We start from the raw sequence: 24,274 nt of genomic DNA, 5'->3' as shown, positions 1-24,274 counted from the left end.
CCGAGGTAGGCAAAAAGGTCCTCTACCAGCCGGTAACCGAACCCAGGGTGATCCTCTCGAACGAACACATCACACCAAAGAGTTGTAACGAGAAGGTCCGCCCGGACATTCCTGCAGGTCCAGCCGTGAAATCGATCGAAATCGCCCAGCGAATTGGCAAAATGCCATCAACGCGACCGGTGACTGATTTTCACGATACCCGTGCTCCATGTCGAGCCCGTGGAGCACGGGTATCGACACGGTGGCCCGCGCCACGCCCGCGGCACCTCGGCGAACGGACCAGCAGGTACCACAGAGTAAGTTGTCGACCGGCGGACCGGAAGGAGGAACGGGTGATCTTCGGATTCGCCGTGACGGTCGCCGTGGCTGCCACGCTCGTCGCGCTCTGGAGCTTCGTGCAGTCGGCTCGCAACCGGCTGCCGGACAACCCGCTCCTGGTCGCGCTCGCCGTGCTCGAACTGCTGCTGGTCGCGCAGCTGGTGATCGGGATCGTGCTGCTCGCCGGCGGAGAGCGTCCCGGCAGCCTGGCGATCTACCTGGCCTACCTGATCGGCTGCCTGGTCGTGCTGCCCGTCGGCGCCGCCTGGGCACTGGCCGAGCGAAGCCGTTCGAGCACCGCGGTGCTCGGCATCGCCTGCCTGGCCATCCCGGTGATGGTGCTGCGACTGAACGAGGTGTGGAGTGGAGCAACAGCGTAGGACGGCCAGCGGCCCCGGACGGGTGCTCGTCGCCGTGTACGCGATCTTCGCGCTGGCGGCGACGTCGCGGGCCGGCGTCCAGATCAGCACGAAGTTCCACGAAGCCCCGCTCGCCTACCTGCTCTCGGCCTTCGCCGCGGTCGTCTACATCGTCGCGACCATCGCGCTGGCCCGGCGCGGTGACGGCTGGTGGCGTGTGGCCCTCGCGGCGTGCTCGATCGAACTGCTGGGCGTGCTGACGATCGGCACCCTGAGCCTCGTCGACGCGGCCGCATTCCGGCACCCGACCGTCTGGTCGGTCTACGGCGAAGGCTACCTGTTCATCCCGCTGGTACTGCCACTCATCGGGCTGTACTGGCTGCGGAAGACGGCCCCGGCGAAGATCGCCGCCTGAACATCGCCCTGCCCGCGAAAGCGGCCAAGGACCAGACAGCTCGCACCGGCAACACCAGAGCGGCCCGGGTCGATCCGGGGCCGCACAGGCTTGAGCGCGGAACAGTAAGGGAACTGCACGTACCCCGCCGCGGGCAATAAATACGGATTCGACCGGCGACTTTCGTCGGTTCCGGACATTCGCCGAAAACTCGGACAATCCTGGAGTTCGGTCCCCACCGGCTTCCCCCACGCGGTTCTCCCCCGCGTGAAAAGGAGTGAGCGTGAAATTCGGCAAATTCGTCCTGCTGGCCGCGAGCACCGCATTGGCCGTCGTCGGGCTCGGCGGTCCGGCGGCCGCGGACAGCACCCCGCAGGCCCAGCCGTCGATCATCGGCGGCAGCACCGCCACGAGCGGCCCCTGGGCGGCCCGGCTGTTCGTCAACGGCCAGCAGAACTGCACCGCGACCATCATCGCGCCGCAGTACATCCTCACCGCCAAGCACTGCGTCAGCAGCTCCGGCACCTACACGTTCCGCATCGGCAGCCTGGACCAGTCGAGCGGCGGAACGATGGCCACCGGCTCCACCATCACGCGCTACCCGGGGTCCGCCGACCTGGCGATCGTCCGGCTCACGACCTCGGTGAACGCCACCTACTCGCCGCTCGGCAGCGTCGGTGACGTCTCGGTCGGCCAGAACGTCTCCGTCTACGGCTGGGGCGCGACGAGCCAGTGCGGCTCGGAGATCAACTGCCAGTCGCGGTACCTGAAGGTCGCGACCGTGCGGGTGAACTCGATCAGCTGCAGCGACTACACCGGCGGCGTCGCGGTGTGCGCGAACCGCGTCAACGGCATCACCGCCGGCGGCGACTCCGGCGGCCCGATGTTCGCCTCCGGCCGCCAGGTCGGCGTCGCGTCGACCAGCGACCGGTCGAACAACACCGCGTACACGAACATCACGCGTTATCGCAGCTGGATTTCCCAGGTAGCCGGAGTTTGATTTCCGAAAAGGGCCCGGCCCCGCGGCCGGACCCTTTTTCACGCCGTCAGGACGTCGAAATGTCGTCGAGCTGTTCGGCGGCCGGCCGGACCGGGTAGAGGTCGCCGCCGGGCTCGGCCGGCACCTGCGGCAGAGCCGTCCGCGCCGCCCTGTCGCCCGCGTCGGCTGCCGCGTGCAGGACGTCCAGGGCCGCGTACGGCCGGAAGTCCAGCTCCGGATACGGCCAGGCGGACTTCCCCTGCGTGGCGCCCGGGATCAGGAAGTCGACGGCGGAGAACAGCGTGGCGCCGCTGGGCGCGGTGTAGTGCCACAGGTCGACGCCGACGTGCTTGCCGATCTGCGCGAGCCGGGTCAGCGCGACCAGGTTGAACGCCGAATAGTGCCAGCTGCGGGTCCGGCTCGTCTCCTGCGGTTGCAGGCCGCCGGCCTGGATCTGCGCCGCAATCCGCTGAGAACCGGCGTCCCGGGCGATGGACGCGGCCAGCTCCCGCTGCCCCGTGCCGAGCGCGAGCGAGGCGACGAGCATGTCGTAGAAGCTGCCGTGGTTGTTCTGCGCCTTGGCTTCGTCGGTGCCGTTCTTGCTGGTGCGCAGCCAGCCGAGGAACTGCGTGTACCAGCCGGTCATGCCGGCCTGGTCGGTCTTCGTCCAGCCCGGCGCGCCGGTGGCGAGGATCGCCGTGGCGTCGACGACCTGGCTGAGCGTGTAGGAGAACTCGATGATGCCGATGCCGCGGCCGTCCACCTTGCACGGGATACCCTGCGCGAAGTTCATGTTCGGGTTCATTTTCGTTGCGGCGTCGAGGAACCACGTACGCAGGTCGAGCGCCGCACGCTGGGCGTACCGAGCGTCTCCGGTGTAGTACCAGGCGAGCGCGAGCCGGTAGATCGCGGCGAACGCCGCACCGCGGTAGGCGTGGTCGGTGATCTCGTCGACGATCGGGTTGCGCTGGCCGTCACGCTGCACGAACGGGCAGCCCCACGGGTTTTCGGCGGTCGGTTGCGTGGTCGGCCACCAGTAGGGCGCGAGGCTGAGGTAGTCGTGCTTGTCCCCGCTGGGCGGTACCTGTTTCTTCGAGGTGACACTCCACGGCCCCGCCGTGAGGTCGGTCTTCGCAGCGGCGAGAAGGTTGTTCAGCGCGGTCCGGGACGTTCTTTCGCCGACGAGAGCGGCAAACTTCGTCCGAAGCAGTTGCTTGCCGTCGAGGACGGCGGTGTCGGGAGCACACACCGGCCCGAGGACCGGGACGGTGCAGGGAACAGGCCACGACGCGGCTTCGGCCGGCGCGGCGAACGACGTGGCAACGAGGCCGAGCGCGGCAACTGCGGTCACGACGGTGTGGCGGAGAACCATGTCCGCTCCATTCACAAATATGAACATCAGACTCGTGAGTGAATGGAGCGTACGCATGTGAACATCGCGGAAGCAACTGACGATTCTCAGCCGGTGAAGTCGCGAGGCCGGAAGAAGGCGACGAGCCGGGCAGTGCGGAGGGCGTCCCACGGATCCGTGGTGGCGAGAACGGCCGCCGCACCGGTGGGAAACTTGGTCTGGACCTGCAGGGTCTCTTCCCCATGACCGGCAAGGTGCAGCGTCACGTCGCTGACCCCGGGCTCATGCCCGACGAGAGCGAGCGTGGTGACGTCGGCCGGCGTCCGGCGAGCGGCGTCCAGCAGCTCAGGGACATCGGCGCCGTAGAGACCGTCGTCGTACTCGACGGGCGGCGGCGCGGGAAGCTCGCCGCTGACGCGTTGCCAGGTTTCCCGGGTCCGCCGGGCGGTGGAGCAGAGGACGAGCTCGGGAACACGCCCGGTCTCGGCCAGCCACCGGCCAAGCCGCGGCGCATCGCGGACACCACGCGGCGCGAGGGGGCGTTCGTGGTCGGGCAGACCCTCCGACCAGTCCGACTTCGCATGCCGGAGAACGATGAGCCACCTGGTCGCGTCCATGCCCGCAACCCTAATCGACACAGCCGCCGGCTTCGGAGTTTTGAGTGGGCCGCCTGGGGCTCGAACCCAGAACCTACGGATTAAAAGTCCGCAGCTCTACCAATTGAGCTAACGGCCCGTGCCACCAGTTTAGCCACGTCCCCGTCGGCCGCCTGCACTCCGGGTCCGGCTCGGGCGTCCGCGGAGGTCAAGGCTGGTTCTTCGCAGGCCGCCGAACGGACCCGGTGCTCCGGTCCGTTCGGCGGCCTGCGCGCTCTGACTCTCCTGTGTGGACGAACGCGCGGGGCCCCGCGCGTCAGGCCGTCAGCACTGGACGAGGAGACCCGTGTAAGCGGTGCACTTCTTCGACGCGCTGTCGTTGGCGACGGTCGGGTCGGCCGGTGCGCTCGCCGTGCGCTGGGCCGTGGCCGTGAACGCGCCCCACGCGAAGAAGCCGCCTTCCGACGTGAACTTCGCCGTCGCCGAAGCGCCCGGGGCCAGGGTGCCGATTGCGCAGGTCAGGGTCGCTCCCGAACGGGTGCAACCCGTCGCCGAGGTGATCGTGCGGCCGGTGCCCGGGTTGGCCGTCACGCGGACGCCGGTTGCGGAGGCCGGGCCGGTGTTCGACACCGTGATCACGTAGTCGACCTGCGCGACCAGTCCGAAGTGGGGCGTGCCGGTCAGCGTGACCTTGACGTCGGCCTTGGCCGGCGCGGCGATCGTGACCACCGGGCCGTCTTCGACGCCGAACGCGTAGTTGTCGCCGGCGAACTGGTGCTGGAGGGTGAACTGGCCGGGCTCGGCGTCGTCCTTGAGGCGCAGCGTCCAGGTCACCGTCCGGCTCTCGCCCGCGCCCAGGTCGCCGACGCCGCCGCGGAAGCTGCTGAGGTACGGCGCGCACGGGGCGATCGCGCCGGTGCAGGACACCAGGTCCACCACGTCGGCGATCGGCTTTTCCTTGACGTAGAGCGCCGCCTTCGCGCCGGTGACCGTGAAGTCCGTCGGGTTGGTCAGCTGCTCCGTGACCGTGAGCGTGTCGCCCGCGCGCACCGTGGTCGCGCTGACGTCGATCGTGCTCGGGGCCGGTGCCGCGGCCGCGACGGCCGGTGCCGCGCACAGGACCGCCGTGGTCAGCGCGGCCAGCACGGCGGTTCTTCGTCCGGTTCGCTGCATAGTCGTGATCTCCTGGTTCCGAACCGAGGGGTGCCGCTCCGACCGGGTGAGACGGGCGTGCGCAGCAGGGTGACGAAGATCAGATCGGCGCACCCGGAATTTCGTTACCGGGTTCGCCGAACCGTGCTTGAACTGGGGTTTCGACCCGGTTGCCCGGTCACCGGCCACTCCGGCGATCCGAAATTGTCAGACCCCTGTGGCACGCTCCGCGCATGACCGAACACACCACCCCGGTGGCCGCTCCGCCCCGCTTGAGCGGCCCCAGACACGACCCGGCACCGGTCGCGGACGAGCGACAGGCTCTCACCGAGAGCCTGGAGTACTACCGGCGCACCTTCGAGCTGAAATGCGCCGGTCTGGACCCCGCCCAGCTGTCCGAACGCTCGGTACCACCCTCGACGCTGACCCTGCACGGCCTGCTGCGGCACCTCACGGGCGTCGAGCGCTGGTGGTTCCGGATCCAGTTCACGGGTGAGGACCTCCCGAACCTGTACTACTCCGACGACGACCCGGAACAGGACTTCACGGACCTGGACGGCGATGTCGACGACGCGTTCGCCTTGTGGCACAGCGAATGCGCGCGCTCCCGGGAGATCGTCGAAGCCAGCTCACTGGACCAGACCGGCACTCGCCGCAGCACCGGCGAACCGTTCACCCTGCGCTGGCTGATGCTGCGGATGATCGGCGAGTACGCGCGGCACATCGGCCAAGCCGACCTGATCCGGGAACGGATCGACGGCGCGACCGGCGAATGACGGCTCAGGCGGCGGCCGACCGGCGGCGGACGCGGAAGAGGAGGTTGACCACGAGCGGAACGACGATCCAGCACGCATAGGCCCAGTGCGTGAAGAAGGCGAAGGGGATCGAGACGGCGAAGGCGGCGATCATCGCGCCGATCCCGCGGTACACCGTGCCGAAGAGCTCCGGCGGGGTTGCCGCGCGGTAGAGGTGGTTGCGCTGGATCTGCCAGGCCATGAGGAGGAACAGCGTCAGCGCGACGACCTGCACGACGGCGTAGAAGACGAACCGGAACTCGAACGCGCCGTCTTCGGCCAGCACCTTCGTGGCGAACGGCATGATCACCTGGGTCAGGAGCCAGCCGAAGGTGAGCCGGGCGAGCCCGCCGCCGAGCGTGGTGACGTAGTTGAACAGGCGGTGGTGGGCGCGCCAATGACCGCCGATGACGACGAAGCTGATCAGGAAGGAGACGTATTCGGACTGGTGATGACCGAGTGACCGCAGCAGTTCGGCGCTGGTGGCGCCCTCCGGCAGCGGCAGCTCGAGCGCGAGCAGCGTGATCGCGATCGCGACGACGGCGTCCGAGAAGAAGGTCAGTCGCTCGGCGGCGATTCCCCGGGGTTCGTCGCCGATGGTGTCCTCCGCGGACGGGGCGCTGGTCATGGCCGATGAGCGTGCCAGACGCGGCTGCGCGCCCGTCGCCGAGGTCGTGCGCGTGCGATGCTGACGCCATGACCGTCGACCCCGATTCCGGGCTCCTGTCCCCCGTGCGGGCCGGTACGCCGGCCGAAACGTCGACCGGAGACGAGGCGTGGGTGCGCGCGATGCTCGACGCCGAGGCGGCGCTCGCGCGGGCGCAGGCGCGGCTCGGAACGGTGCCGCCGGAGGCCGCGGACGCGATCACGGAGGCCGCCGGTCGCGCGCGGATCGACGTCGTCGAGCTGGCGCGCGGGTCGCGGGCGACCGCGAACCCGGTCGTCGGCCTGGTCAAGGCGCTGACGTCGGCGGTCGGCGAGGTGGCGCCCGCTGCGGCCGAGTACGTGCACCGCGGCTCGACCAGCCAGGACATCTTCGACACGGCGATGATGCTGGTCGCCGACCGGACGCTGCGGCCGCTCGCCGCCGACCTCGACGCGACGGCCGAGGCGCTGGGCGAGCTGGCCCGCGAGCACCGGGACACGACGATGGCCGGGCGGACGCTGACGGCGCACGCGGTGCCGACGACGTTCGGGCTCAAGGCCGCGGGCTGGCGGCAGCTGGTGCTGGACGCGGCCATCCGTATCCGGCGCGTGCTCGACGGCGGGCTGCCGGTGTCGCTGGGCGGCGCGGCCGGAACGCTGGCGGCGTACGTCGAGTACGCCCGCCTCGCCGACGGCAGCGCCGACCCCGACGCCGACGCCGACGCGGACGCGGGCGCCGACGCGGACGCGGGCGCCTATGCCGAGCGGCTGACCGCCGCGTTCGCCGAGGAGACCGGGCTGGGCGTGCCGGTACTGCCGTGGCATGCGCTGCGGACGCCGGTCGCGGACCTGGCGGGCGCGCTCGCGTTCACCGCCGGCGCGCTCGGGAAGCTGGCGGTCGACGTCGAGACGCTGACCCGGACCGAGCTGGGCGAGGTCGCCGAGCCGGCCGCCGACGGGCGGGGTGGTTCCTCGGCGATGCCGCACAAGCGGAACCCGGTGCTCGCGACGCTGATCCGGTCGGCCGCGCTGCAGGTGCCGGTGCTGGCCGCGGGGGTCACGCAGGCGATGCTCGCCGAGGACGAGCGTTCGGCCGGGGTCTGGCACGCCGAGTGGCAGCTGGTCCGCGAGTGCCTGCGGCTGACCGGCGGGGCCGCGCACACCGCCGCCGAGCTGGCGCGCGGGCTCACCGCGGTGCCCGGGCGGATGCGGGAGAACCTGGGGTCGACGCACGGGCTGATCGTCTCCGAGCGGCTTTCCGCCGTGCTCGCGCCGCTGCTCGGCAAGGCGACGGCGAAGGAACTGCTGGGCGAGGCGTCCCGGCGAGCGGTGCACGAGGACCGGCCGCTGCGGAAGGTGCTGGACGAGCTGCCGGCCATCACCGGCGTGCTGACGCCGGCTGCGCTCGACGAGCTCCTCGACCCGGCCGGCTACACGGGCGCGGCCGCCGCGCTGGTCGACCGCGCCCTCCGCGACTAGCTGACGGCGGACGCTCCGGAAGAGGGACAGACGGCGGCCGGAGAAAGAGCAGCGGCAGACAAGACAGCGGCCGGCCGACGGCACCCGCACTACGGCCAAGGCACCCGCCCCCACCGCACCCCAGGAGGCCGTCGAGTGGGCCAGGCGCGCCCAGGCGCTCGGCCGGCCCTCCGGCCCTTCCCGGGCCGTCGGCACACCTCGGCGAAAATTCTTTGAACCGCCTCCGCCGGGGGTCCGTGTAGTGGATATCAGGCAGCCGCACCGAGCGGCGGGAATCCCAACGGACACAAGGAGAACTTCCATGCTTCGCACGCGCATCGCCGTCTCCGTCGCCGCGGCGGCAGCCGGGCTGGCAGTGCTCACCGCTTGCTCGGGTGCCGAAACCGCCCAGCCGGTTGTTGCTCCGGCTGCCGCCGGGGGTACCGGGGGCGGCCAGGCCGCCAACGGCCAGGTGGGGAACGCTGCTCCGGCGTCGAACGAATCGAAACTGGTCGTCGCCGACGTCGCCGATGTCGGGCAGGTGCTCACCGACCAGAACGGCATGACCCTCTACCGGTTCGACAAGGACACCGCGAAGCCGCCGAAGTCCAACTGCGACGGTGACTGCGCCAAGGCCTGGCCGCCGATGCTGGCCACCGGGGATGTCCAAGTACAGGGCGTCGACAAGAACCTCGTCGGAAAGGTGACGCGCTCCGACGGCACCGAACAGATCACCGTCGGCGGGTGGGCGCTCTACCGCTACGCCAAGGACACCAAGCCCGGCGACGCGACCGGCCAGGGCGTCGGCGGCGCCTGGTACGCGGCGAACGCCAAGGGCGGGAAGGCCGGGCAGGCCGCGGCGGGTGGCACCGAATCCGGTGCCGTCAAGCTCAGCGCCTCCAAGATCGACGGGCTCGGCGACGCGATCGTCGACCAGAACGGGATGACGCTCTACCTGTTCACGAAGGACACCAAGAAGAAGGCGTCCGCCTGCAACGGTGACTGCGCCAAGACCTGGCCGCCGGTCCTGTCCAAGGGCAAGGTCGAACTGCAGGGCATCGACTCGAAGCTGCTCGGCAGCATCAAGCGCCAGGACGGCACCGAGCAGGTCACCATCGGCGGCTGGCCCGTCTACAACTTCTCGAAGGACCTGAAGCCGGGCGACGCGAACGGCATGGGCGTCAACGGCACCTGGTTCGTCATCGAGCCCAACGGCTGCAAGGTCGGCACCACCCCCAGCTCCACCGCCAACCAGGCCCCGGCGGCCGACAGCGGAACTGGGAGCAGCAACGACACCTCCGGTGGTACCGGCACCACCTACTGACCGAACCTAGTGGGCGAGGCCCGGCGGACGCTCTTCACGAGTGACCTCCGGGCCTCGCCCCTTGTGGTCACGACGCAGGAACGACCGGCGGCGCGGCTCCTCGACGACATCCGAACGGACATCCGAACCGGCGTCCGAACGGACATCCGCGCGGCGGCCGCGGTCGACGACGTCCGGACGGCGGTCGCGGTCGACGACCTCGGTGCGGTCGATGACCTCGGTGCGCTGCTCGGCCACCGCCGGCTCGTCGGCCACCTCGTCCTCCGGCAGCAGGATCGTGCGGCGGGCCGGCAGGACCGCGATCAGCAGGCCGAGCGCGGCGACGCCGAGGTGCAGCCACGTGTCAGCGGGCCCGAGGTCCATCGGGTTGCCGGCGTTGGCGAAGGGGTTGGTGGAAATGAGGCCGTCGATCATCAGGCCCCACACGAACAGCAGGCCGTAGCCGATGAACAGCAGCCAGCCGAACGTCCGCGCGCGGCCCGAGCCGAACGCCAGCAGCAGGCCGATGACGCCGGTGACGACGCGGACCAGGCTCATGAGCGGGTTGCCGGAGAACCGCCAGAACCCCGCGTCGTGGTGCCCGGCGAAGTCGCCGAAGCCGGTCCTTGAGAATCCGATGATGCCTACGACGAGGAACGCGATGCCGGCCAGTCCGGCCAGCACCTGCGCCGGCTGCAGGCCTCGGACCCGGATGCGTGCGCCTTTCGCGTGAACCATGACTCCAGTCCTTCCCAGCGGGTGGTGACGACCGTCACCGCCCTCAGGTACCCCGCGAACACGGTGAGCGAAACGATGCTTGCCCGCAGGCCACCTGCGCGTTCCCGATTCGGGGCCGGTTCGAGAGCAATCCCACAGATACGCCCGTTCGAGCGAACAGCGCGGGGCGTTCCCGGCAATCCGGGTCATGCGCAAGCTGAGCGGCATCTTCCTGGTGGGGCTGTGCGTGGGGGCGATCGGCGCGGTGGCGGTCACGGTGAGCCACGGCGCGGCACCCCAGGCGGTCGCGGTCGCCGAAACCGTCACGACGCCGAGCGGGACACCCACGCCGACGCCGACGGCCGAACCCGAGCCCAAGCCGACGCCGGAGCCCGAAAAGAAGGCCGAAACGAAGGCGGAACCGGCACCCTCGCAGGAGCTCGGCGCCCGGGTGGACGCCGCCACGCTGGACAAGCTGGTGCGCGGCGGGAACGTCAGCGCCGTCGTCTTCGACCGGCAGAGCGGCAAAACCACCGTCTCCGTGCACCCGGACCGCGATTACACCTCCGCGTCGCTCGTGAAGCTGCTGATAGCGCTTTCCACGCTCGAGCGCGGCGGTCCCGTGGCGGACGTGCAGCGGATGCTGTCCCGCAGCGACGACGACCTCGCCAGCCGGTTCTGGACGTCCTACGGCGGCACGTCGATCGTCACGCAGTGGGTCAGGAAGCTCGGCCTCACCGGCACCAGGCCGCCCGCGGACCCCGGCCGCTGGGGCGACACGCAGATCACCGCGCCGGACGTCGTGAAGATCTACCAGTACCTGCTCGACCACGGCCCCAAAGCAATCCTGGCCGCGTTGCGCGCCGCCACCGAACGCGGGTCCGACGGGTTCCGGCAGTACTTCGGCATCCCGGACGCCGCCGGTGGCCGGGCGTGGGCGGTCAAGCAGGGCTGGTCGTGCTGCCGGCCGACGCGGATGCTGCACACCTCGGGCGTGCTCGGCGACGACAGCCGCTACATCGTGGTGGTGCTGACCGAGCACCCCGCGGGCGTCGACTACGCGACGGCGTCGAGGCGCGTGACGGACGTCGTCGCGAAGCTGCTCGGCTGAGGGGCCTACTGGTCGGTGTCGGCCAGTGCGCCGTGCGCGCCGGAGCGCGGCAGCGGCCACGGCAGCACGCCGCCGGTGGTCTCCAGCTGCCGCCCGGCCGGGGACGGGCCCGTCGTGTGGGCGCCGATCCACGCCAGGAGGTCGGGGATCTGCGACTTGAAGGTGTTCATGTTGTGGCCGGCGTCCTTGATCCGCCACGACGAGAACTGGACCGGCGGCCGGGCCGCCGCGCGGATCTGGTCGATCGCGAAGCTCTCGTAGTTCTCCTTGTCACCCGAGATCGCCAGGATGTCCACCGGCGACGGGTGCCGGGCCACGTTGAGCCGGACGTTGTTGGCGTCGTTGATGTCCTGGCGGCCGTGGAACAGGTCCTCGGTCTCGGCGTCGACCTGGGCCTTGTCGTAGCCGCTGACGCTGACCGCCTGGCCGTACCACTGCGGGTGCCGGGTCACCAGGTTCATCGCGCAGTACCCGCCGGAGGACCAGCCGGCGATCGTCCACGCCCGCCGGTTCGCCGCGACGCCGAGCTTCTGCAGCGCCCAGTCGCGCAGGTCCGCGGTGAGGTAGGTGTCGTTCGCCGTGCCGTTGACCTCGTCGACGCATTCGGTGTCGTGGCCGACCTTCGGCACGCCCGTCGGGTCCGGAACGACCACCACCGTCGGCGGCAGGACGCGCTTGCCGATCGCCGCGTCGAGCTGTTCGGGCAGGTGGTAGCCGCCGGTCACGACCTCGGGGCCGGAGGGGTAGTTCGGGATCCACTCGATCACCGGGAACCGCAGTTCCTTGTACGCCGCGTCGAAGTACTGCGGCGGCAGGTAGACCGTGACGTCGCGGGTGACCTTGGTGCGCCGCCCGGTCACCTTCATGTGGACGACGGTGCCCTTGCCTTCGCGGGCGTGCGCAACGCCGGTGTCACGCAGCTTCTCGAGGTCTTCGCCGTTCTGCGCCGCTTCCGCGTCGGTCCCCTGCGCCGAGTAGACGCCGGTGCCGAGCAGCGAGCCGACCGTCGGGAAGAACCCGCCGATCATGTTGCCGCCCATGCCGGCGCTGAGCACCACGAGGACGACGGCGAGCAGGATCGTCACGCTGCGCCACAGCCGCTTGCGCTTCCAGCGGTCCCAGAACCACGGGACGGCGATGATCGCGAGCAGCGTCAGCACGACCACCACGATCATGTTGACCGGCGAGTCGAGCCGGATGCTGCTCAGGTGCATGGCAACGGTCCTTCCAGGCGGGCAGAAATGCGCGCCCGGATCGCGGGACTCGCGTATATATCACGTTTGAGCCCCCGTGCACGTTGCGGCCTTGTGAGCTCCGTCATAGGCCGCAACGTGTCACCCGCTCAGCGTTTTCTCAGTTACTGCGCGAGCGCGCGGGACAGCACCGTCACAGCCTGGGTGATCGCGGCCTCGGCGGCGTGGGTCTCGCGAAGGGCGTTGACCATCACGAAGTCGTGGATGATCCCCTGGTAGCGGACGGCGGTGACGGGCACACCGGCCTGACGCAGCTTCGCCGCGTACGCCTCACCTTCGTCGCGAAGGACGTCGGCTTCGCCGGTGATCACCAGGGCCGGCGGCAGCCCGGCGAGCTCGTCGAGCGACGCGCGCAGCGGCGACGCGGTGATTTCCGCGCGCTGGGCGGGATCCGTCGTGTACTGGTCCCAGAACCACTTCATGCCTTCGCGGCCGAGGAAGTAGCCCTCGGCGAACTTCAGGTACGACTCGGTGTCGAAGGAAGCGTCGGTGACCGGGTAGAAGAGCACCTGCTGCTTGAAGGTGACGTCGCCGCGCTGCTTGGCCAGGATGGTCAGCGCCGCGGTCATGTTGCCGCCGACGGAGTCACCGGCGATCGCGATCCGCGAGGTGTCGAGGCCCTTCGAAGCGCCGTTCGCGGCAACCCACTTCGCCACGGCGTAGTTCTCCTCGATGGCGACCGGGTAGCGCGCCTCCGGCGAGCGGCTGTACTCCGGGAACACGACGGCGGCGCCGACACCCACCGCGAGCTCGCGCACGAGGCGTTCGTGCGTGTGGAAGTCGCCGAACACCCAGCCGGCGCCGTGGATGTAGACGATCACCGGGAGGGGGCCGGAAACCCCGGCGGGACGGACGATCCGGGTCTCGACGTCGCCGTGGGGGCCGCCCGGGACGTTCAGCACCTCGATCTCGGCGGCGGGCATGGCGACGTCGCCGTCCTGGACGCCGTCGACGGCCTTGCGCCCCTCCTCCGGGGCCAGCTGGAACAGGTACGGCGGCTGGTCGGTGGCCTCCGCGAACGCCTGTGCGGCCGGTTCGAGGGCCAGGTTGTGCGGGTTGGCGGTCATGTCGTCCTCCTCGGGTGGACCAAGCTGATGCCACGAACGTAGCTCGCAACTCAGTTGTGCACAACTAAATCGAGTCCAATGAGATGCAGGGCACTTAAGTTGCCGCACAGCAGGATCTCGGGGAGCATGGAGAGTTACGAGAGAGGAGGACGCCATGGCATCACTGCGGCTGGACGACCAGCTCTGCTTCGGGCTGTACGCGGCGTCTCGCGCGGTGACGTCGCTGTACCGGGTCGTCCTGGAAGACCTCGATCTGACCTACCCCCAGTACCTGGTCATGCTGGCACTCTGGGAGCAGGACCACCGCCTGGTCAAGGAGCTCGGCACCGAGCTGAACCTCGACTCGGGCACGCTGTCGCCGCTGCTCAAGCGGCTGCAGACGGCGGGATTGGTGGTCCGGAACCGGCAGGCCGACGACGAGCGCTCGGTCCGCGTCAGCCTGAGCGACGCCGGAAAAGCGTTGCGCGAGAAGGCGAAGGGCATCCCCGACGTGATCGGCACGGCGATGAGCCTCGACGACGCCGGGGTGGCCCGGATGCGCGCCGAGCTGAACCGCCTGACAGAGTCGGTGAACGCCTATCGGGAGGCCATGGCACCGGCATGATTAACCACGACGACGCGCTGAAGGCCGTCGAAAGCAGTCTCGACCGGCCCTCGGCGGCGCGGATCTACGACTACTTCATCGGCGGGAACACGCACTACGCGATCGACCGCGCGTTCGCCGAGAAGGTCCGCGCGCGGCTGCCGCTGATGGGCGACTACTGCCTGACGAGCCGGCAGTTCCTCGGCCGAGCGGTCCGCAAGTGCGTCCACGAGGGCATCCGGCAGTTCGTCGACGTCGGCTCCGGCCTGCCGACCGCGGGCAACGTGCACGAGGTCGCCGACGAAGCACGCCCCGAGCTGGACACGCGGGTGCTCTACATCGACAACGAGCCCATCGCGCTGGCCCACTCGACGCTGCTGCTCGCCGACACCGCCGACCCGGAGCGCCACCACGCCATCGCCGCGGACTTCCTGCAGCCGGACGACCTCTGGGAGCGCGTCAAGGTGTCGGACATCATCGACGTCCGGGAGCCGGTCGCGCTGGTGATCAACGCGGTCATGCACTTCGTCAAGGACGAGCAGAACCCGGACGAGCTCCTCGCGTTCTACCGCGAGCGGCTGGCGCCCGGCTCGCTGCTGGTGCTGTCGCAGATGACCAACGAGAACCCGGTCAACGAAGACGAGCGGCAGGCGCTGCTCGACCTGCTCGAGTACTACGAGACCACGACGAATCCCGGCTTCCTGCGGACGATGGCCGAGTTCGAACGCTTCTTCGGCGGCTGGCCGATGCTCGAACCGGGACTGGTCTACGCCCCGGCGTGGCACCCGGACGAGCACACCGTGTTCGCCGCCTCGCCGTCGGAGTCGCGGGTGATCGGCGGGGTCGCGCGCAAGCCCTAAGACGCTTCGCGCAGTCTTTCCAGCACGTCCAGCACGGCACTCTTCCCCAGTTCGACGGCCTGGCGCAGCACTTCGGGGTCGCGCTCCAGCACCGCCACGTCCGGCGCGCCCACCGGCGGGCGGATGCTCAGGATCCGCGGGTCCGACGCCAGGATCTCCTCGTCCTCGACGTCCCGGCGGTAGGTGTCCTGCCAGGCCGGGATCGCGCCGGGAGCCTGGCGGCGCAGAAATCGCGGCACGACGACGTCGTGCACCCGCGGCGGCCGCACCGGCAGCTCGTCGGCGCGGCGGGTCCGCAGCACGAGGACGTCCGTGGCGTTCTGGAGCAGAGCCGTGCGGTAAGGGATGGGCTCGGCCACACCGGCGTCGACGAACCGGCGGCCGGCCATCGGGATCGGCGGCCCGGCCAGCACCGGCATGCACGACGACGCGGCCAGCGCGACCTTGATCGCGTCGACGTCGTCGAGGAAGGGGTGCAGGTCGGTGGATTCGCCGGTGTCGGCGTCGGTGGCCAGCGGGTGGAACGTCACCGGGTTGGCCAGTATCGCCGGGAAGTCCATCGGCTCCAGCACCGAATAGACCTGGTGGACGAGGTATTCGAGGTCGATCACCGCGCGGCCGCGCAGGGTGTGGAGCGGGTTGATGATGCGGCGCATGACGACCGGGTTCCACCAGGTCCGGACGCCGGTCGACGAGCGGCCGCAGAGCAGCCAGGCGCCGTTCAGCGCGCCGGCCGACGAGCCGTAGACGGCGTCGAACGCCGGTGTCACGCCGAGTTCGTCCAAGGCCAGGACCATGCCGCTGGAGTACGTGCCGCGGCTGCTGCCGCCTTCGATGGCGAGCGCGAGGCGCCGGCCGTCGGTGCGTTCGCCCGGGACACTGCCCGCCGCCATCCGTTCGGAGATCAGTTCGAGTACCGGGTGCACTCCTCCCATCCTGGCCTTTTCCCGCATGAAGTCGACCCGATTTGCCCCACCCAGGGGGGTGAAGTGATGCGCGCCTCGTTGCACTGCAACTCGTTGCATAGCACACTTCGACCATGGCACTGGAGCACGCGATCCTTGTCTCGCTGTCCGAGCGCGCCGGCTCGGGCTACGAGCTGACACGCCGGTTCGAGAAGTCGATCGGGCTGTTCTGGAGCGCCACCCACCAGCAGATCTACCGCGTGCTGAAGCGGATGGAAGAGGCCGGCTGGGTGGCCGTCGACGTCGTCGCGCAGTCGGGGCGGCCGGACAAGAAGGTCTACACGGTCAGCGAAGCCGGCCGCGCCGAGCTCGTCCGCTGGCTGGCCGAGCCCGATCCGAACGCGGGCCCGGTCGAGCTGGCCGTGAAGATCCGCGGCGCCACCTTCGGCGACCCCGCGAAGGTCGCCGAGGAGATCGTCCGGCACCGCACGCAGCACGCCGAACGCCTCGACGTCTACCGCCAGATCGAGAAACGCGACTTCCCCTCGCCCGCGGGCCTGCACGGCCGGCACCTGCACCAGTACCTGGTCCTGCGCGGCGGCATCCGCGTCGAAGAGGGCCAGGTCGAGTGGTTCGACGAAGTACTGGCCGCCCTCCGACCGAAGGACGCCCGATGAGCCCGTACCCGCACCTGCTGTCCCCGCTCGACCTCGGCTTCACGACGCTGCGCAACCGCGTCCTGATGGGGTCGATGCACACCGGCCTCGAGGACAAGGCCGCGCACTTCCCCGAGCTCGCCGAGTACTACGCCGAACGCGCCCGCGGCGGCGTCGGCCTGATCGTCACCGGCGGCTTCGCCCCGAACAAGACCGGCTGGCTGCTGCCGCTCGCCTCCAAGCTGACGACGTCGGCCGAAGCGCGGCAACACCGGCAGCTCACCGCGCCGGTGCACGACGCCGGCGGCAAGATCGCGCTGCAGATCCTGCACGCGGGCCGGTACGCCTACCACCCGCTGAGCGTGTCCGCGTCCAGTATCAAAGCGCCGATCAACCCGTTCCGGCCGCGCGCGCTGACCGGCTACGGCGTGCGCCGGCAGATCCGCGCCTTCGCCGATTGCGCCGCTCTCGCGCGCGAAGCGGGCTACGACGGCGTCGAGATCATGGGTTCCGAGGGCTACCTGATCAACCAGTTCCTGGCCGAGCGCACCAACAAGCGCACCGACGCCTGGGGCGGCACGCCGGAGAAGCGCCGCCGGTTCGCCGTCGAAATCGTCAAGCGCACCAGGGAAAAGGTCGGCGCCGACTTCATCATCGTCTACCGGCTTTCCATGCTCGACCTCGTGCCGGGCGGCCAGCGCTGGGAGGACGTCGTCGCGCTCGCGCAGGAGGTCGAGGCCGCGGGCGCGACGATCATCAACACCGGCATCGGCTGGCACGAAGCCCGCGTGCCGACGATCGTGACGTCGGTGCCGCGCGCCGCGTTCACCTGGGTGACCGGGAAGCTCAAGCCGCACGTGGGCATCCCGGTCGTCACGTCGAACCGGATCAACATGCCGCAGGTCGCCGAGGAGGCGCTGAGCAGCGGCGACGCCGATCTCGTGTCGATGGCCCGGCCGTTCCTCGCCGATCCCGAGTGGATCCGCAAGGCCGAGACCGGCCGCGAGGACGAGATCAACACGTGCATCGCCTGCAACCAGGCCTGTCTGGACCACGCCTTCAAGCGCAAGCTCGTGTCCTGCATGGTCAACCCGCGCGCCGGCCACGAAACGACGTTGACCCTCGCCCCGACGCGGCGGTCGAAGCACGTCGCCGTCGTGGGCGCCGGGCCCGCGGGCCTCTCCGCCGCGACCGCGCTGGCCGAACGCGGGCACAGCGTCGAGCTGTTCGAGGCCGACGACGAGATCGGCGGCCAGTTCGGCATCGCCCGCAAAATCCCCGGCAAGGAGGAGTTCGCCGAGACCATCCGCTACTACCAGCGGCGGCTCGAAGTCACCGGGGTGAAGCTGCACCTCGGGACCCGCGTTGCCGCGAAGGACCTCACCGGCTTCGACGAGGTCGTGCTGGCCACCGGCGTCGCGCCGCGGGTGCCGTCGCTGCCCGGGATCGACCACCCGAAGGTGCTGTCGTACGTCGACGTCGTGAAGCACGGCAAGCCGGTCGGTGAGCGGGTCGCGGTGATCGGGGCCGGTGGGATCGGCGTCGACGTCAGCGAGTTCCTCACGCACCCGGCGTCCCCGGCGCTGGACCGCGCCGCGTGGATGGCCGAATGGGGTGTCACGGACCCGGAACAGGCGGCGGGCGGGCTGGGCACGCCGCAGCCCGAGCCGTCGCCGCGGCAGGTGTACCTGCTGCAGCGCAAGAAGTCCGGGATCGGTTCCGGGCTCGGCAAGACTTCGGGCTGGGTGCACCGGGCCGCGCTCAAGGCCAAGCGCGTCGAGCAGCTGCCCGGCGTCACCTACGACCGGATCGACGACGACGGCCTGCACATCACCGTCGACGGCCGGGCCCGGCTCCTGGAAGTCGACACGGTGGTCGTCTGCGCCGGTCAGGAACCCGTGCGGGACCTCGCCGGCGAACTCCGTGCCGCGGGTCTGCCGGTGCACCTGATCGGCGGGGCCGACGTCGCCGCCGAACTCGACGCGAAACGCGCCATCGACCAGGGAACGAGGCTCGCCGCCGCGCTGTAGCCCGATAAGGGTCCGGCACTGGCAGGATGGGCCCGTGCGAGACGTATGCGTGATCGGGCTCGGGCTCATCGGCGGGTCATTGCTGCGCGCGGCGGCCGCCAGCGGCCGCACGGCGTTCGGCGCCGCAGTATCCGAAGTGGACGCCGACGCGGCCAGCAGAGCGGGCTACGACGTCACGACCGATGTCGAAGCGGCCCTGCACCGGGCCGCGGCCGACGACGCGATGGTCGTCCTCGCCGTGCCGCTCCCGGCCGTCGAGGACCTGCTGCGCCTGGTCTCCCAGCACGCGTCGCACTGCCTGCTCACCGACGTGACCAGTGTGAAAGCGCCGGTACTGGACGCGGTCCGCCGGCGCGTGCCGTACACGCGGTACGTCGGCGGGCACCCGATGGCCGGCACGTCGAACTCCGGCTGGCTGGCCGGGGACGCCACGCTGTTCCAGGGCGCCGCGTGGGTGGTCACCGTCGAGGAGGACACCGACCTCGACGCCTGGGCCGAGGTGGCGAAGTTCGTGCTGGACGTCGGCGCGCACGTGGTGCCGCTGCCCGCGGAGTCGCACGACGAGGCCGTCGCGCGGATTTCCCACCTGCCGCACCTGTTCGCGGCGATCCTGGCCACGATCGGCGCCGAAGGCGGCCCGCTGGCGATGTCGCTGGCGGCCGGGTCCTACCGCGACGGCACGCGCGTCGCGGGCTCGAACCCGCAGCTCGTCCGCGCGATGACCGAAGGCAACCGGGACGCGCTGCTGCCGATCGTCGACGAGGCACTCGGCCGGCTCGGCGCGGCCCGCGGCTCGCTGGCCTCGACCGGCGGGCTGGCGGCCACGATCAACGCCGGGTACGAAGGCGCGCAAGCGCTGGCGGCCAGCCTCGACGTCGAACGGGCCGGGGTGCGGATCAGCCTGTCCGCGCCGGACGCCCGGCAGGGCCTGATCGCGCTCGGCGAGCGCGGGGGCCGGATCACCGGGCTGTCCGACGGGATCGCCACCGGCGAGGTCCAGTAAGGGCTACCGGTCCGGGGTGTCGTCGAACTTGTTGAGGAAGTCCTTCGCCTTTTCGACCCCGGTGTCGATCTGGCTGTCGTGGCCGGCGAACTTCGACTTCGCGAAGTCGGCGGCCTTGTCGAGGCCCTCCTCGATCTTGTCGTTGTGCTCGCGCAGGGCCTCTTCGGCCTTGCCCTTCAACGCTTCGAAGTCGATTCCCATGGGTGCATTGAACAGCACGACCTTCACGTGCGCCTGTGGTACGGCAGGAACCGCCGGACCAGCCGCAGCGGCGCGCGTTCGGCCAGGTCGGGGCCGCGGACGGCGTCGAACGCCGACTCCAGCTGGTCGACCACGCCGGACAGCTGCGGGGCGTCCGGCAGCGGCACCGACCGCGGCTCGCGCTGCTCCCGGACCGCCGCGGCGAGTTCCGCCAGGGCGGCCGTGAGCAGCTCGACGTCGGCCGGGGCCGGCGGCGGCGCGCCCCGCCCGATCGTCACGCCGACCTCGGTGACGGCGTCCGCGACGCGTTCCTGCGCGGCGATCACCGGCCACCACGCCACCGCCTGGCGCCCGTTCGCGGACGGCTCGACCACGACCTGCTGGAACGCCGTCCGCAGGTCCGCCAGCGCCCGGTAGGCGCCGCGCCGGGCCCGGGACCGCGCCAGCCGCGCCTCCCCGGACGACGCCTCGGCCAACGCGTGCGAGACGTACTTCGCGACCGCGTCCAGCCCGTCGGCGAGCCGGCCGCCGACCTGGGGGCGACGGCTGCCCGGCCACAGCAGGTAGCCGAAGACGAGCACGATCACGCAGCCCAGCGCGGTGTCGACCAGCCGCGCGACGACGACGTCCCAGCTCCCGGTGTTGGCCAGATCCATCTGCAGGATGATCAGCGGCGTCACGAACGCGCTGAGGATGCCGTAGTTGCGCACCTTCCCGACCGCGACCCCGCCGGCGAAGAGCGCGATCAACGCGACCAGGATCCAGCCGCGGCCGCCCGCGACGAGCACCAGCGCGCCGATCCCGACGCCGACGAGGGTGCCGATCCCGCGCAGCACCGCGCGGCCGAAGACCGACCCGAAGTCCGGCTTGAGCACGATCCCGACGGTCAGGGTGATCCAGTAGGACCGCTCGAACGGCACCAGCAGGCCGACCACCTCGGCGATCGCGACGCACAGGGTCAGCCGCAGCGCGGCGATCCAGGTCAGCGGGCCGGACCCCAGCGACGCCGCCCACGTCCGCAGCCGCCGGTGCCACGGCGTCGGCTCGCGGCGCTTGCGGTCGTCGCCCTTGCCGATCCGGACGAGCCCCGCGGCGAGGGCCGCGAGCAGCGGATCGCCGTCGTCCTCGGGGATCGGTGGCGGTTCCGGCAGCGCCTGGCTGGCCAGCACCGACGCGGACAGCGCGACGAAGTGGTCGATCACGGCCTGGGGCGGGCGGCGGCCGGCGTTGACCATCGCCACCGACGCCTCGACCGCGGGGGTCGTCGCCGACAGCAGGTTGAGCAGGTGCCGGTAGGCGGCGTCGCGGCCGGACAGCCACGAGCGCGCGGTGAGCAGCTGGTCGTAGGCGGTGTTCATGGCCGTGGTCAAGCGGTGGCGCGCCACCCGCGAGACGGCTTCGTCGGTCGTCGACAGCATCGCGGCCAGCTCGACGTAGACGTGGGCGACGGCGGTGCGCTCGGGGCTGGTCGCCCGGACCGTCCAGGTGGCGAGGGCGACCAGGAAGCTCCAGGCGGCGCCGAGGCAGAAGAACCCGAAGAGGGCTTCGACCCGGACACCGGTCGCGTGCTGGCCGGTGCCGAGCACGCAGAACACGAACATCTGCAGCCCGGCGACGGAGGCGTTGCTGCCGGCCGCGCTGATCAGCGCCGACACCGCGGCGACCAGGATGACCGCGGGGACGGACAGCGCCGGGGTGCCGCCGGTGAGCAGCCCGACGAGGTAGCCGGCGGTCGCGGCCAGCGTCGCCCCGCCCAGGCGGCGGGCGCGGTAGCGGTACGGGCCGGCCGATTCGGACAGCACGGCGGGGAGCGCGCCGGTGGAGATGAGCGCGCCGACGGCGATGTCGCCCGCCGCGTACGCGACGGCGAGCGGGACGGCGAGGGCGAAGACGGCGCGGGCGACCATGTTCCACGGCACCGGGACCGGCTTGCTGCGGAGCAGCTGGACGAGCCAGTGCGGCGCGGCGAGGTCGGGGCGCGGCGTGCTCACCCGTTCATCTTGACCTACGCTGCCGGAGACGATTAATTATCAATCTGTCAACAACGCGGGAGGTTCCGGTGGGCCGCAAGTACTCCTTCGAGGTCAACCGCACGAGCACCGCGCCACCGTCGGCGCTGTTCGCCCTCGAGGCGGACGGCCCGCGCTGGGCGGAGTGGGGAAAGCCACTGATCGTCCAGGCCCGCTGGGCGCGGCGGGGCGCCGAGGACCCCGACGGCGTCGGCGCGGTCCGCGAGGTCGGGCTCTGGCCGGTGCTGATCCGCGAGGAGACCGTCGAGTACGAGCCCGGGCGCAAGCACGTCTACACGTTCTTCGGCGCGAACCCGATCAAGGACTACCGCGCCGAGGTGCTCTTCACCCCGGCCGACGGCGGCGGCACGCACCTGCGGTGGACCGGCTCGTTCACCGAACCGGTCCGCGGCAGCGGCCCGGTACTGGCCGCGCTGCTCCGGAACGTGATCCGGCTGTTCTCCGGCAAGCTGGTCAAGGCGGCCGAAACCGGGCGCTGACCTGGGTGGCTCCGGCCACACAAGATCGCCCGGCGCAACGTTCCCGCCCTCCCCCACGTCACTCTTTCGGGTAGTACACGAAAGGGGGACATTGTGCGGAAGCGCTTGACAGCCGTGGTCGCCGTGGCGGCACTGGCTCTGACCGCGTGTTCGGGCCACGAACCGGACCAGCGCGAGTTCGGCACCAGCCAGCCGAACCCGGCACCGCAGGGCGTGAACCCCGGCGGGAAGACGGCGGGCCCGTACCCCTTCGGCACCGTGCAGCAGAAGGCACCCGCGATCGAGAACGGCCAGGTCGCGGCGGTCAAACGGATCGCGACCGACAAGCCGTACGTCTTCCTCACCATGGACGACGGCGCGGTGAAGGACCCCGACGCGCTCAAGCTGATGCAGCAGAACGCCACCCACCCGGTGCTGTTCCTGAACCAGAAGTACGTCCAGGGCCACGAGGCCTACTTCAAGCAGATCCTCGACGCCACCGGCGCCACGCTGGGCGACCACACGGTCAACCACCCGAACCTCAAGGGCAAGCCCCTGGAGTTCCAGCGCAAGGAGATCTGCGACGACGCGGACGACTTCGAGAAGAGCCTCGGCGTCCGCCCGTCGCTGTTCCGCCCGCCGTTCGGCAACTACGACCAGAACACGCTGAAGGCGGCAGCGGCCTGCGGGATGCGCGCCGCGGTGCTGTGGACGGCCGCGGTCAACGACGGCCACGTCCAGTTCCAGGCCGGCGACAAGCTCAAGCCGGGCGACATCGTGCTGATGCACTTCCGCAAGACCTTCAAAGAGGACTACACGGCGTTCGTCGAGCAGGCCAAGAAGGACGGGCTGACTCCCGTCCCCCTGGCCGATTTCCTGGGTTAAAGCACGACCGTCGGCGTCACGATGGTCCGGCGGCACGACACGTCGCCCAGGTGCACCAGGATCTGCGTCGTCCCGCGCGGCACGTTGTCCAGCACGAACCGGCCGCCTTCGTCGGCCGTCGTCGACGACGTGCCGTGCTCGGCCACGCGGACCTCGACGCCGTACTGGCCCGCCGGGACCAGCCAGCCGTCGATGCGGTGCAGCTTGCCCATCTTGGTCAGGTTGATCATCACCGTCAGGTCGCTGACCGTGAACGTGATCGTGCCGGTGCCGCCGCCGCGGACACCGGCGAGGTTGTCGAGCCGCTCCCAGCGGGCGACCTCGACGTCGAGGTCTTCGAGCGCGAGCGCGAACTGGACCCGCTGCACCAGGTCACCCGGTGGCGGGTCCAGCTCGTCGAGGAAGCGGCCGACGCCGGCCAGGATCAGGTCATCGGAAAAGGCCTCGCCCGGCGCTCCGAGGTCGTTCATCGGCTTCCCCCTTCACTGGCGAGGAGATCACGCATCTGGTCGAGGCAGCGCCCCCTGGTCGGGCCGACACTGCCGCGCGGCATGCGCAGCGCCTCGGCGACGAGCTGGTACTCCGCGCGGCCCGCGAGCACGGTCAGCCGGAGCAGTTCCTGACAGCGGTGGGGCAGCCGGACGAAGGCGCGCCAGACCCGGCGGTCGCGGTCGGCGCGGACGGCTTCGTCTTCGGGTGCCGGTTGGGTGCTCGGCATGGCCTCGGCGACCTCGTCGCTCAGCGGCACCGGCTGCATGCGGCGGCCGAACGGGTGGGTGGCCTCCCGGCGGGTGGTGGTGATCAGCCAGGCGGCGAGGGCCTTGGGGTCGCGGAGCTTGTCGAGCTGGCTGAACAGGGCCAGCCAGACGGTCTGGACGACGTCCTCGGCCACCGACCGGTCGAGCCCGTTGGCCCGGGCGACGTGCCAGAGGAGCGGGGTCAGCTCTTCGACGAGGCGGGCCATCGCCCGGCGGTCGCCGTCACGGGCGGCCTGCATGCACGCGGCGTGCAGCTCGGCGCCGGTCAGGCCTTCCCACGGCGGATCTACCTCTGTGGTTTGCACGTCGGTCACCGTAGCTGCCCCTCTTCGGAAGAGTTCTCGAGTCGGCAATGGCAGTATCGCGGGTCCTTCGGGGGGAAGGAGCGTGCAGGTGGATCTCGGATAC

26 protein-coding genes and 1 tRNA gene are annotated in these 24,274 nt (G+C 70.6%); 14 read left to right on the top strand and 13 right to left on the bottom strand.

All coding sequences use genetic code 11. From position 1 onward, the window contains the following. Window positions 1-332 precede the first annotated feature (332 nt). The 3 genes from AB0J55_RS09935 (at window position 333) to AB0J55_RS09925 (ending at window position 2,071) form a co-directional block, all read left to right on the top strand. On the top strand, window positions 333-698 hold the full coding sequence (locus AB0J55_RS09935; protein ID WP_364245332.1) for a hypothetical protein: 366 nt from the start codon (window positions 333-335) through the stop codon (window positions 696-698). 22 nt (window positions 699-720) lie between these two features. After that, entirely contained in the window at window positions 721-1,092 is a 372-nt protein-coding gene (locus AB0J55_RS09930; protein WP_364246014.1) for a hypothetical protein, read from the top strand. A gap of 262 nt (window positions 1,093-1,354) precedes the next feature. Further along, a complete protein-coding gene (locus AB0J55_RS09925; protein ID WP_086838156.1) occupies window positions 1,355-2,071 on the top strand; it encodes a trypsin-like serine protease in 717 nt (238 codons plus the stop codon). Window positions 2,072-2,117: 46 nt separating this feature from the next. Here AB0J55_RS09925 and AB0J55_RS09920 read toward each other — a convergent pair whose 3' ends face one another. The 4 genes from AB0J55_RS09920 to AB0J55_RS09905 form a co-directional block, all read right to left on the bottom strand. Beyond that, window positions 2,118-3,422 (bottom strand): alginate lyase family protein, encoded by a 1,305-nt coding sequence (locus AB0J55_RS09920; RefSeq protein ID WP_364245329.1) that lies wholly within the window; start codon window positions 3,420-3,422, stop codon window positions 2,118-2,120. An 86-nt stretch (window positions 3,423-3,508) separates the two neighbouring features. Next, window positions 3,509-4,018: a histidine phosphatase family protein gene (locus AB0J55_RS09915; RefSeq protein WP_364245326.1), complete on the bottom strand. Its 510-nt coding sequence runs from the start codon at window positions 4,016-4,018 to the stop codon at window positions 3,509-3,511. Window positions 4,019-4,063: 45 nt separating this feature from the next. Continuing rightward, window positions 4,064-4,136, bottom strand: a tRNA-Lys gene (locus AB0J55_RS09910). Window positions 4,137-4,321: 185 nt separating this feature from the next. After that, window positions 4,322-5,170, bottom strand: a complete 849-nt coding sequence (locus AB0J55_RS09905) for a hypothetical protein (protein WP_364245323.1) — start codon at window positions 5,168-5,170, stop codon at window positions 4,322-4,324. Between the two features lie 212 nt (window positions 5,171-5,382). On the opposite strand from AB0J55_RS09905, the gene AB0J55_RS09900 reads away from it, so the two are divergent. Continuing rightward, window positions 5,383-5,925: a DinB family protein gene (locus tag AB0J55_RS09900; protein ID WP_364245320.1), complete on the top strand. Its 543-nt coding sequence runs from the start codon at window positions 5,383-5,385 to the stop codon at window positions 5,923-5,925. 4 nt (window positions 5,926-5,929) lie between these two features. Here the strand turns inward: AB0J55_RS09900 and AB0J55_RS09895 are convergent, their stop codons facing one another. After that, window positions 5,930-6,571, bottom strand: a complete 642-nt coding sequence (locus AB0J55_RS09895) for a TMEM175 family protein (protein WP_364245317.1) — start codon at window positions 6,569-6,571, stop codon at window positions 5,930-5,932. Window positions 6,572-6,639: 68 nt separating this feature from the next. Here AB0J55_RS09895 and AB0J55_RS09890 point away from each other — a divergent pair, with 68 nt between their 5' ends. Both AB0J55_RS09890 and AB0J55_RS09885 read left to right on the top strand, forming a co-directional pair. Next, complete coding sequence (locus tag AB0J55_RS09890; RefSeq protein ID WP_364245314.1) at window positions 6,640-8,067, top strand: adenylosuccinate lyase family protein; 1,428 nt, start codon at window positions 6,640-6,642, stop codon at window positions 8,065-8,067. Between the two features lie 301 nt (window positions 8,068-8,368). Then, on the top strand, window positions 8,369-9,370 hold the full coding sequence (locus AB0J55_RS09885) for an SCO0930 family lipoprotein (protein ID WP_364245311.1): 1,002 nt from the start codon (window positions 8,369-8,371) through the stop codon (window positions 9,368-9,370). 6 nt (window positions 9,371-9,376) lie between these two features. Here AB0J55_RS09885 and AB0J55_RS09880 read toward each other — a convergent pair whose 3' ends face one another. After that, window positions 9,377-10,087 (bottom strand): DUF4383 domain-containing protein, encoded by a 711-nt coding sequence (locus AB0J55_RS09880; RefSeq protein WP_364245309.1) that lies wholly within the window; start codon window positions 10,085-10,087, stop codon window positions 9,377-9,379. A gap of 187 nt (window positions 10,088-10,274) precedes the next feature. Here AB0J55_RS09880 and AB0J55_RS09875 point away from each other — a divergent pair, with 187 nt between their 5' ends. Continuing rightward, window positions 10,275-11,177, top strand: a complete 903-nt coding sequence (locus AB0J55_RS09875) for a hypothetical protein (protein WP_364245306.1) — start codon at window positions 10,275-10,277, stop codon at window positions 11,175-11,177. A gap of 5 nt (window positions 11,178-11,182) precedes the next feature. Here AB0J55_RS09875 and AB0J55_RS09870 read toward each other — a convergent pair whose 3' ends face one another. Then, window positions 11,183-12,391, bottom strand: a complete 1,209-nt coding sequence (locus AB0J55_RS09870; protein ID WP_364245303.1) for an alpha/beta hydrolase-fold protein — start codon at window positions 12,389-12,391, stop codon at window positions 11,183-11,185. Window positions 12,392-12,534: 143 nt separating this feature from the next. Continuing rightward, window positions 12,535-13,497 carry an alpha/beta hydrolase gene (locus tag AB0J55_RS09865; protein WP_364245300.1) on the bottom strand — a complete coding sequence of 321 codons (963 nt, stop codon included), beginning with the start codon at window positions 13,495-13,497 and terminating at the stop codon, window positions 12,535-12,537. A 154-nt stretch (window positions 13,498-13,651) separates the two neighbouring features. Here AB0J55_RS09865 and AB0J55_RS09860 point away from each other — a divergent pair, with 154 nt between their 5' ends. Together AB0J55_RS09860 and AB0J55_RS09855 are read left to right on the top strand one after the other, a co-directional pair. Then, window positions 13,652-14,101: a MarR family transcriptional regulator gene (locus AB0J55_RS09860; protein WP_364245298.1), complete on the top strand. Its 450-nt coding sequence runs from the start codon at window positions 13,652-13,654 to the stop codon at window positions 14,099-14,101. After that, window positions 14,098-14,940: an SAM-dependent methyltransferase gene (locus AB0J55_RS09855; RefSeq protein ID WP_364245295.1), complete on the top strand. Its 843-nt coding sequence runs from the start codon at window positions 14,098-14,100 to the stop codon at window positions 14,938-14,940. The genes AB0J55_RS09860 and AB0J55_RS09855 overlap by 4 nt, the downstream gene beginning before the upstream one ends. Here the strand turns inward: AB0J55_RS09855 and AB0J55_RS09850 are convergent. Beyond that, window positions 14,937-15,875 (bottom strand): patatin family protein, encoded by a 939-nt coding sequence (locus AB0J55_RS09850; RefSeq protein ID WP_364245292.1) that lies wholly within the window; start codon window positions 15,873-15,875, stop codon window positions 14,937-14,939. The genes AB0J55_RS09855 and AB0J55_RS09850 overlap by 4 nt on opposite strands. A 104-nt stretch (window positions 15,876-15,979) precedes the next feature. Here AB0J55_RS09850 and AB0J55_RS09845 point away from each other — a divergent pair, with 104 nt between their 5' ends. The 3 genes from AB0J55_RS09845 to AB0J55_RS09835 are packed head-to-tail and all read left to right on the top strand — an operon-like array spanning window position 15,980 to window position 19,534. Then, on the top strand, window positions 15,980-16,522 hold the full coding sequence (locus AB0J55_RS09845) for a PadR family transcriptional regulator (protein ID WP_364245289.1): 543 nt from the start codon (window positions 15,980-15,982) through the stop codon (window positions 16,520-16,522). Beyond that, entirely contained in the window at window positions 16,519-18,531 is a 2,013-nt protein-coding gene (locus tag AB0J55_RS09840; RefSeq protein ID WP_364245286.1) for an NADPH-dependent 2,4-dienoyl-CoA reductase, read from the top strand. Before AB0J55_RS09845 ends, AB0J55_RS09840 begins: the two co-directional genes overlap by 4 nt. Before the next feature lie 34 nt (window positions 18,532-18,565). Continuing rightward, complete coding sequence (locus AB0J55_RS09835) at window positions 18,566-19,534, top strand: prephenate dehydrogenase (protein ID WP_364245284.1); 969 nt, start codon at window positions 18,566-18,568, stop codon at window positions 19,532-19,534. A 3-nt stretch (window positions 19,535-19,537) separates the two neighbouring features. Here AB0J55_RS09835 and AB0J55_RS09830 read toward each other — a convergent pair whose 3' ends face one another. Beyond that, on the bottom strand, window positions 19,538-19,735 hold the full coding sequence (locus AB0J55_RS09830) for an antitoxin (RefSeq protein WP_043788515.1): 198 nt from the start codon (window positions 19,733-19,735) through the stop codon (window positions 19,538-19,540). 23 nt (window positions 19,736-19,758) lie between these two features. Further along, window positions 19,759-21,726, bottom strand: coding sequence for an FUSC family protein (locus AB0J55_RS09825; RefSeq protein ID WP_364245281.1), 1,968 nt, complete (start codon window positions 21,724-21,726; stop codon window positions 19,759-19,761). Window positions 21,727-21,794: 68 nt separating this feature from the next. Here AB0J55_RS09825 and AB0J55_RS09820 point away from each other — a divergent pair, with 68 nt between their 5' ends. Both AB0J55_RS09820 and AB0J55_RS09815 read left to right on the top strand, forming a co-directional pair. Next, window positions 21,795-22,244, top strand: coding sequence for an SRPBCC family protein (locus tag AB0J55_RS09820; protein WP_364245278.1), 450 nt, complete (start codon window positions 21,795-21,797; stop codon window positions 22,242-22,244). Between the two features lie 114 nt (window positions 22,245-22,358). Beyond that, window positions 22,359-23,108 carry a polysaccharide deacetylase family protein gene (locus AB0J55_RS09815; RefSeq protein ID WP_364246012.1) on the top strand — a complete coding sequence of 250 codons (750 nt, stop codon included), beginning with the start codon at window positions 22,359-22,361 and terminating at the stop codon, window positions 23,106-23,108. Here AB0J55_RS09815 and AB0J55_RS09810 read toward each other — a convergent pair. Further along, a complete protein-coding gene (locus AB0J55_RS09810) occupies window positions 23,105-23,578 on the bottom strand; it encodes a carboxypeptidase regulatory-like domain-containing protein (protein WP_364245276.1) in 474 nt (157 codons plus the stop codon). The genes AB0J55_RS09815 and AB0J55_RS09810 overlap by 4 nt on opposite strands. Further along, complete coding sequence (locus tag AB0J55_RS09805) at window positions 23,575-24,180, bottom strand: sigma-70 family RNA polymerase sigma factor (RefSeq protein ID WP_364245273.1); 606 nt, start codon at window positions 24,178-24,180, stop codon at window positions 23,575-23,577. Before AB0J55_RS09805 ends, AB0J55_RS09810 begins: the two co-directional genes overlap by 4 nt. Window positions 24,181-24,274 lie beyond the last annotated feature (94 nt).

It is taken from the genome of Amycolatopsis sp. NPDC049688 (genome assembly GCF_040674975.1).
Taxonomy (GTDB): domain Bacteria; phylum Actinomycetota; class Actinomycetes; order Mycobacteriales; family Pseudonocardiaceae; genus Amycolatopsis.
This window is presented reverse-complemented; position numbering and strand designations above follow the sequence as displayed.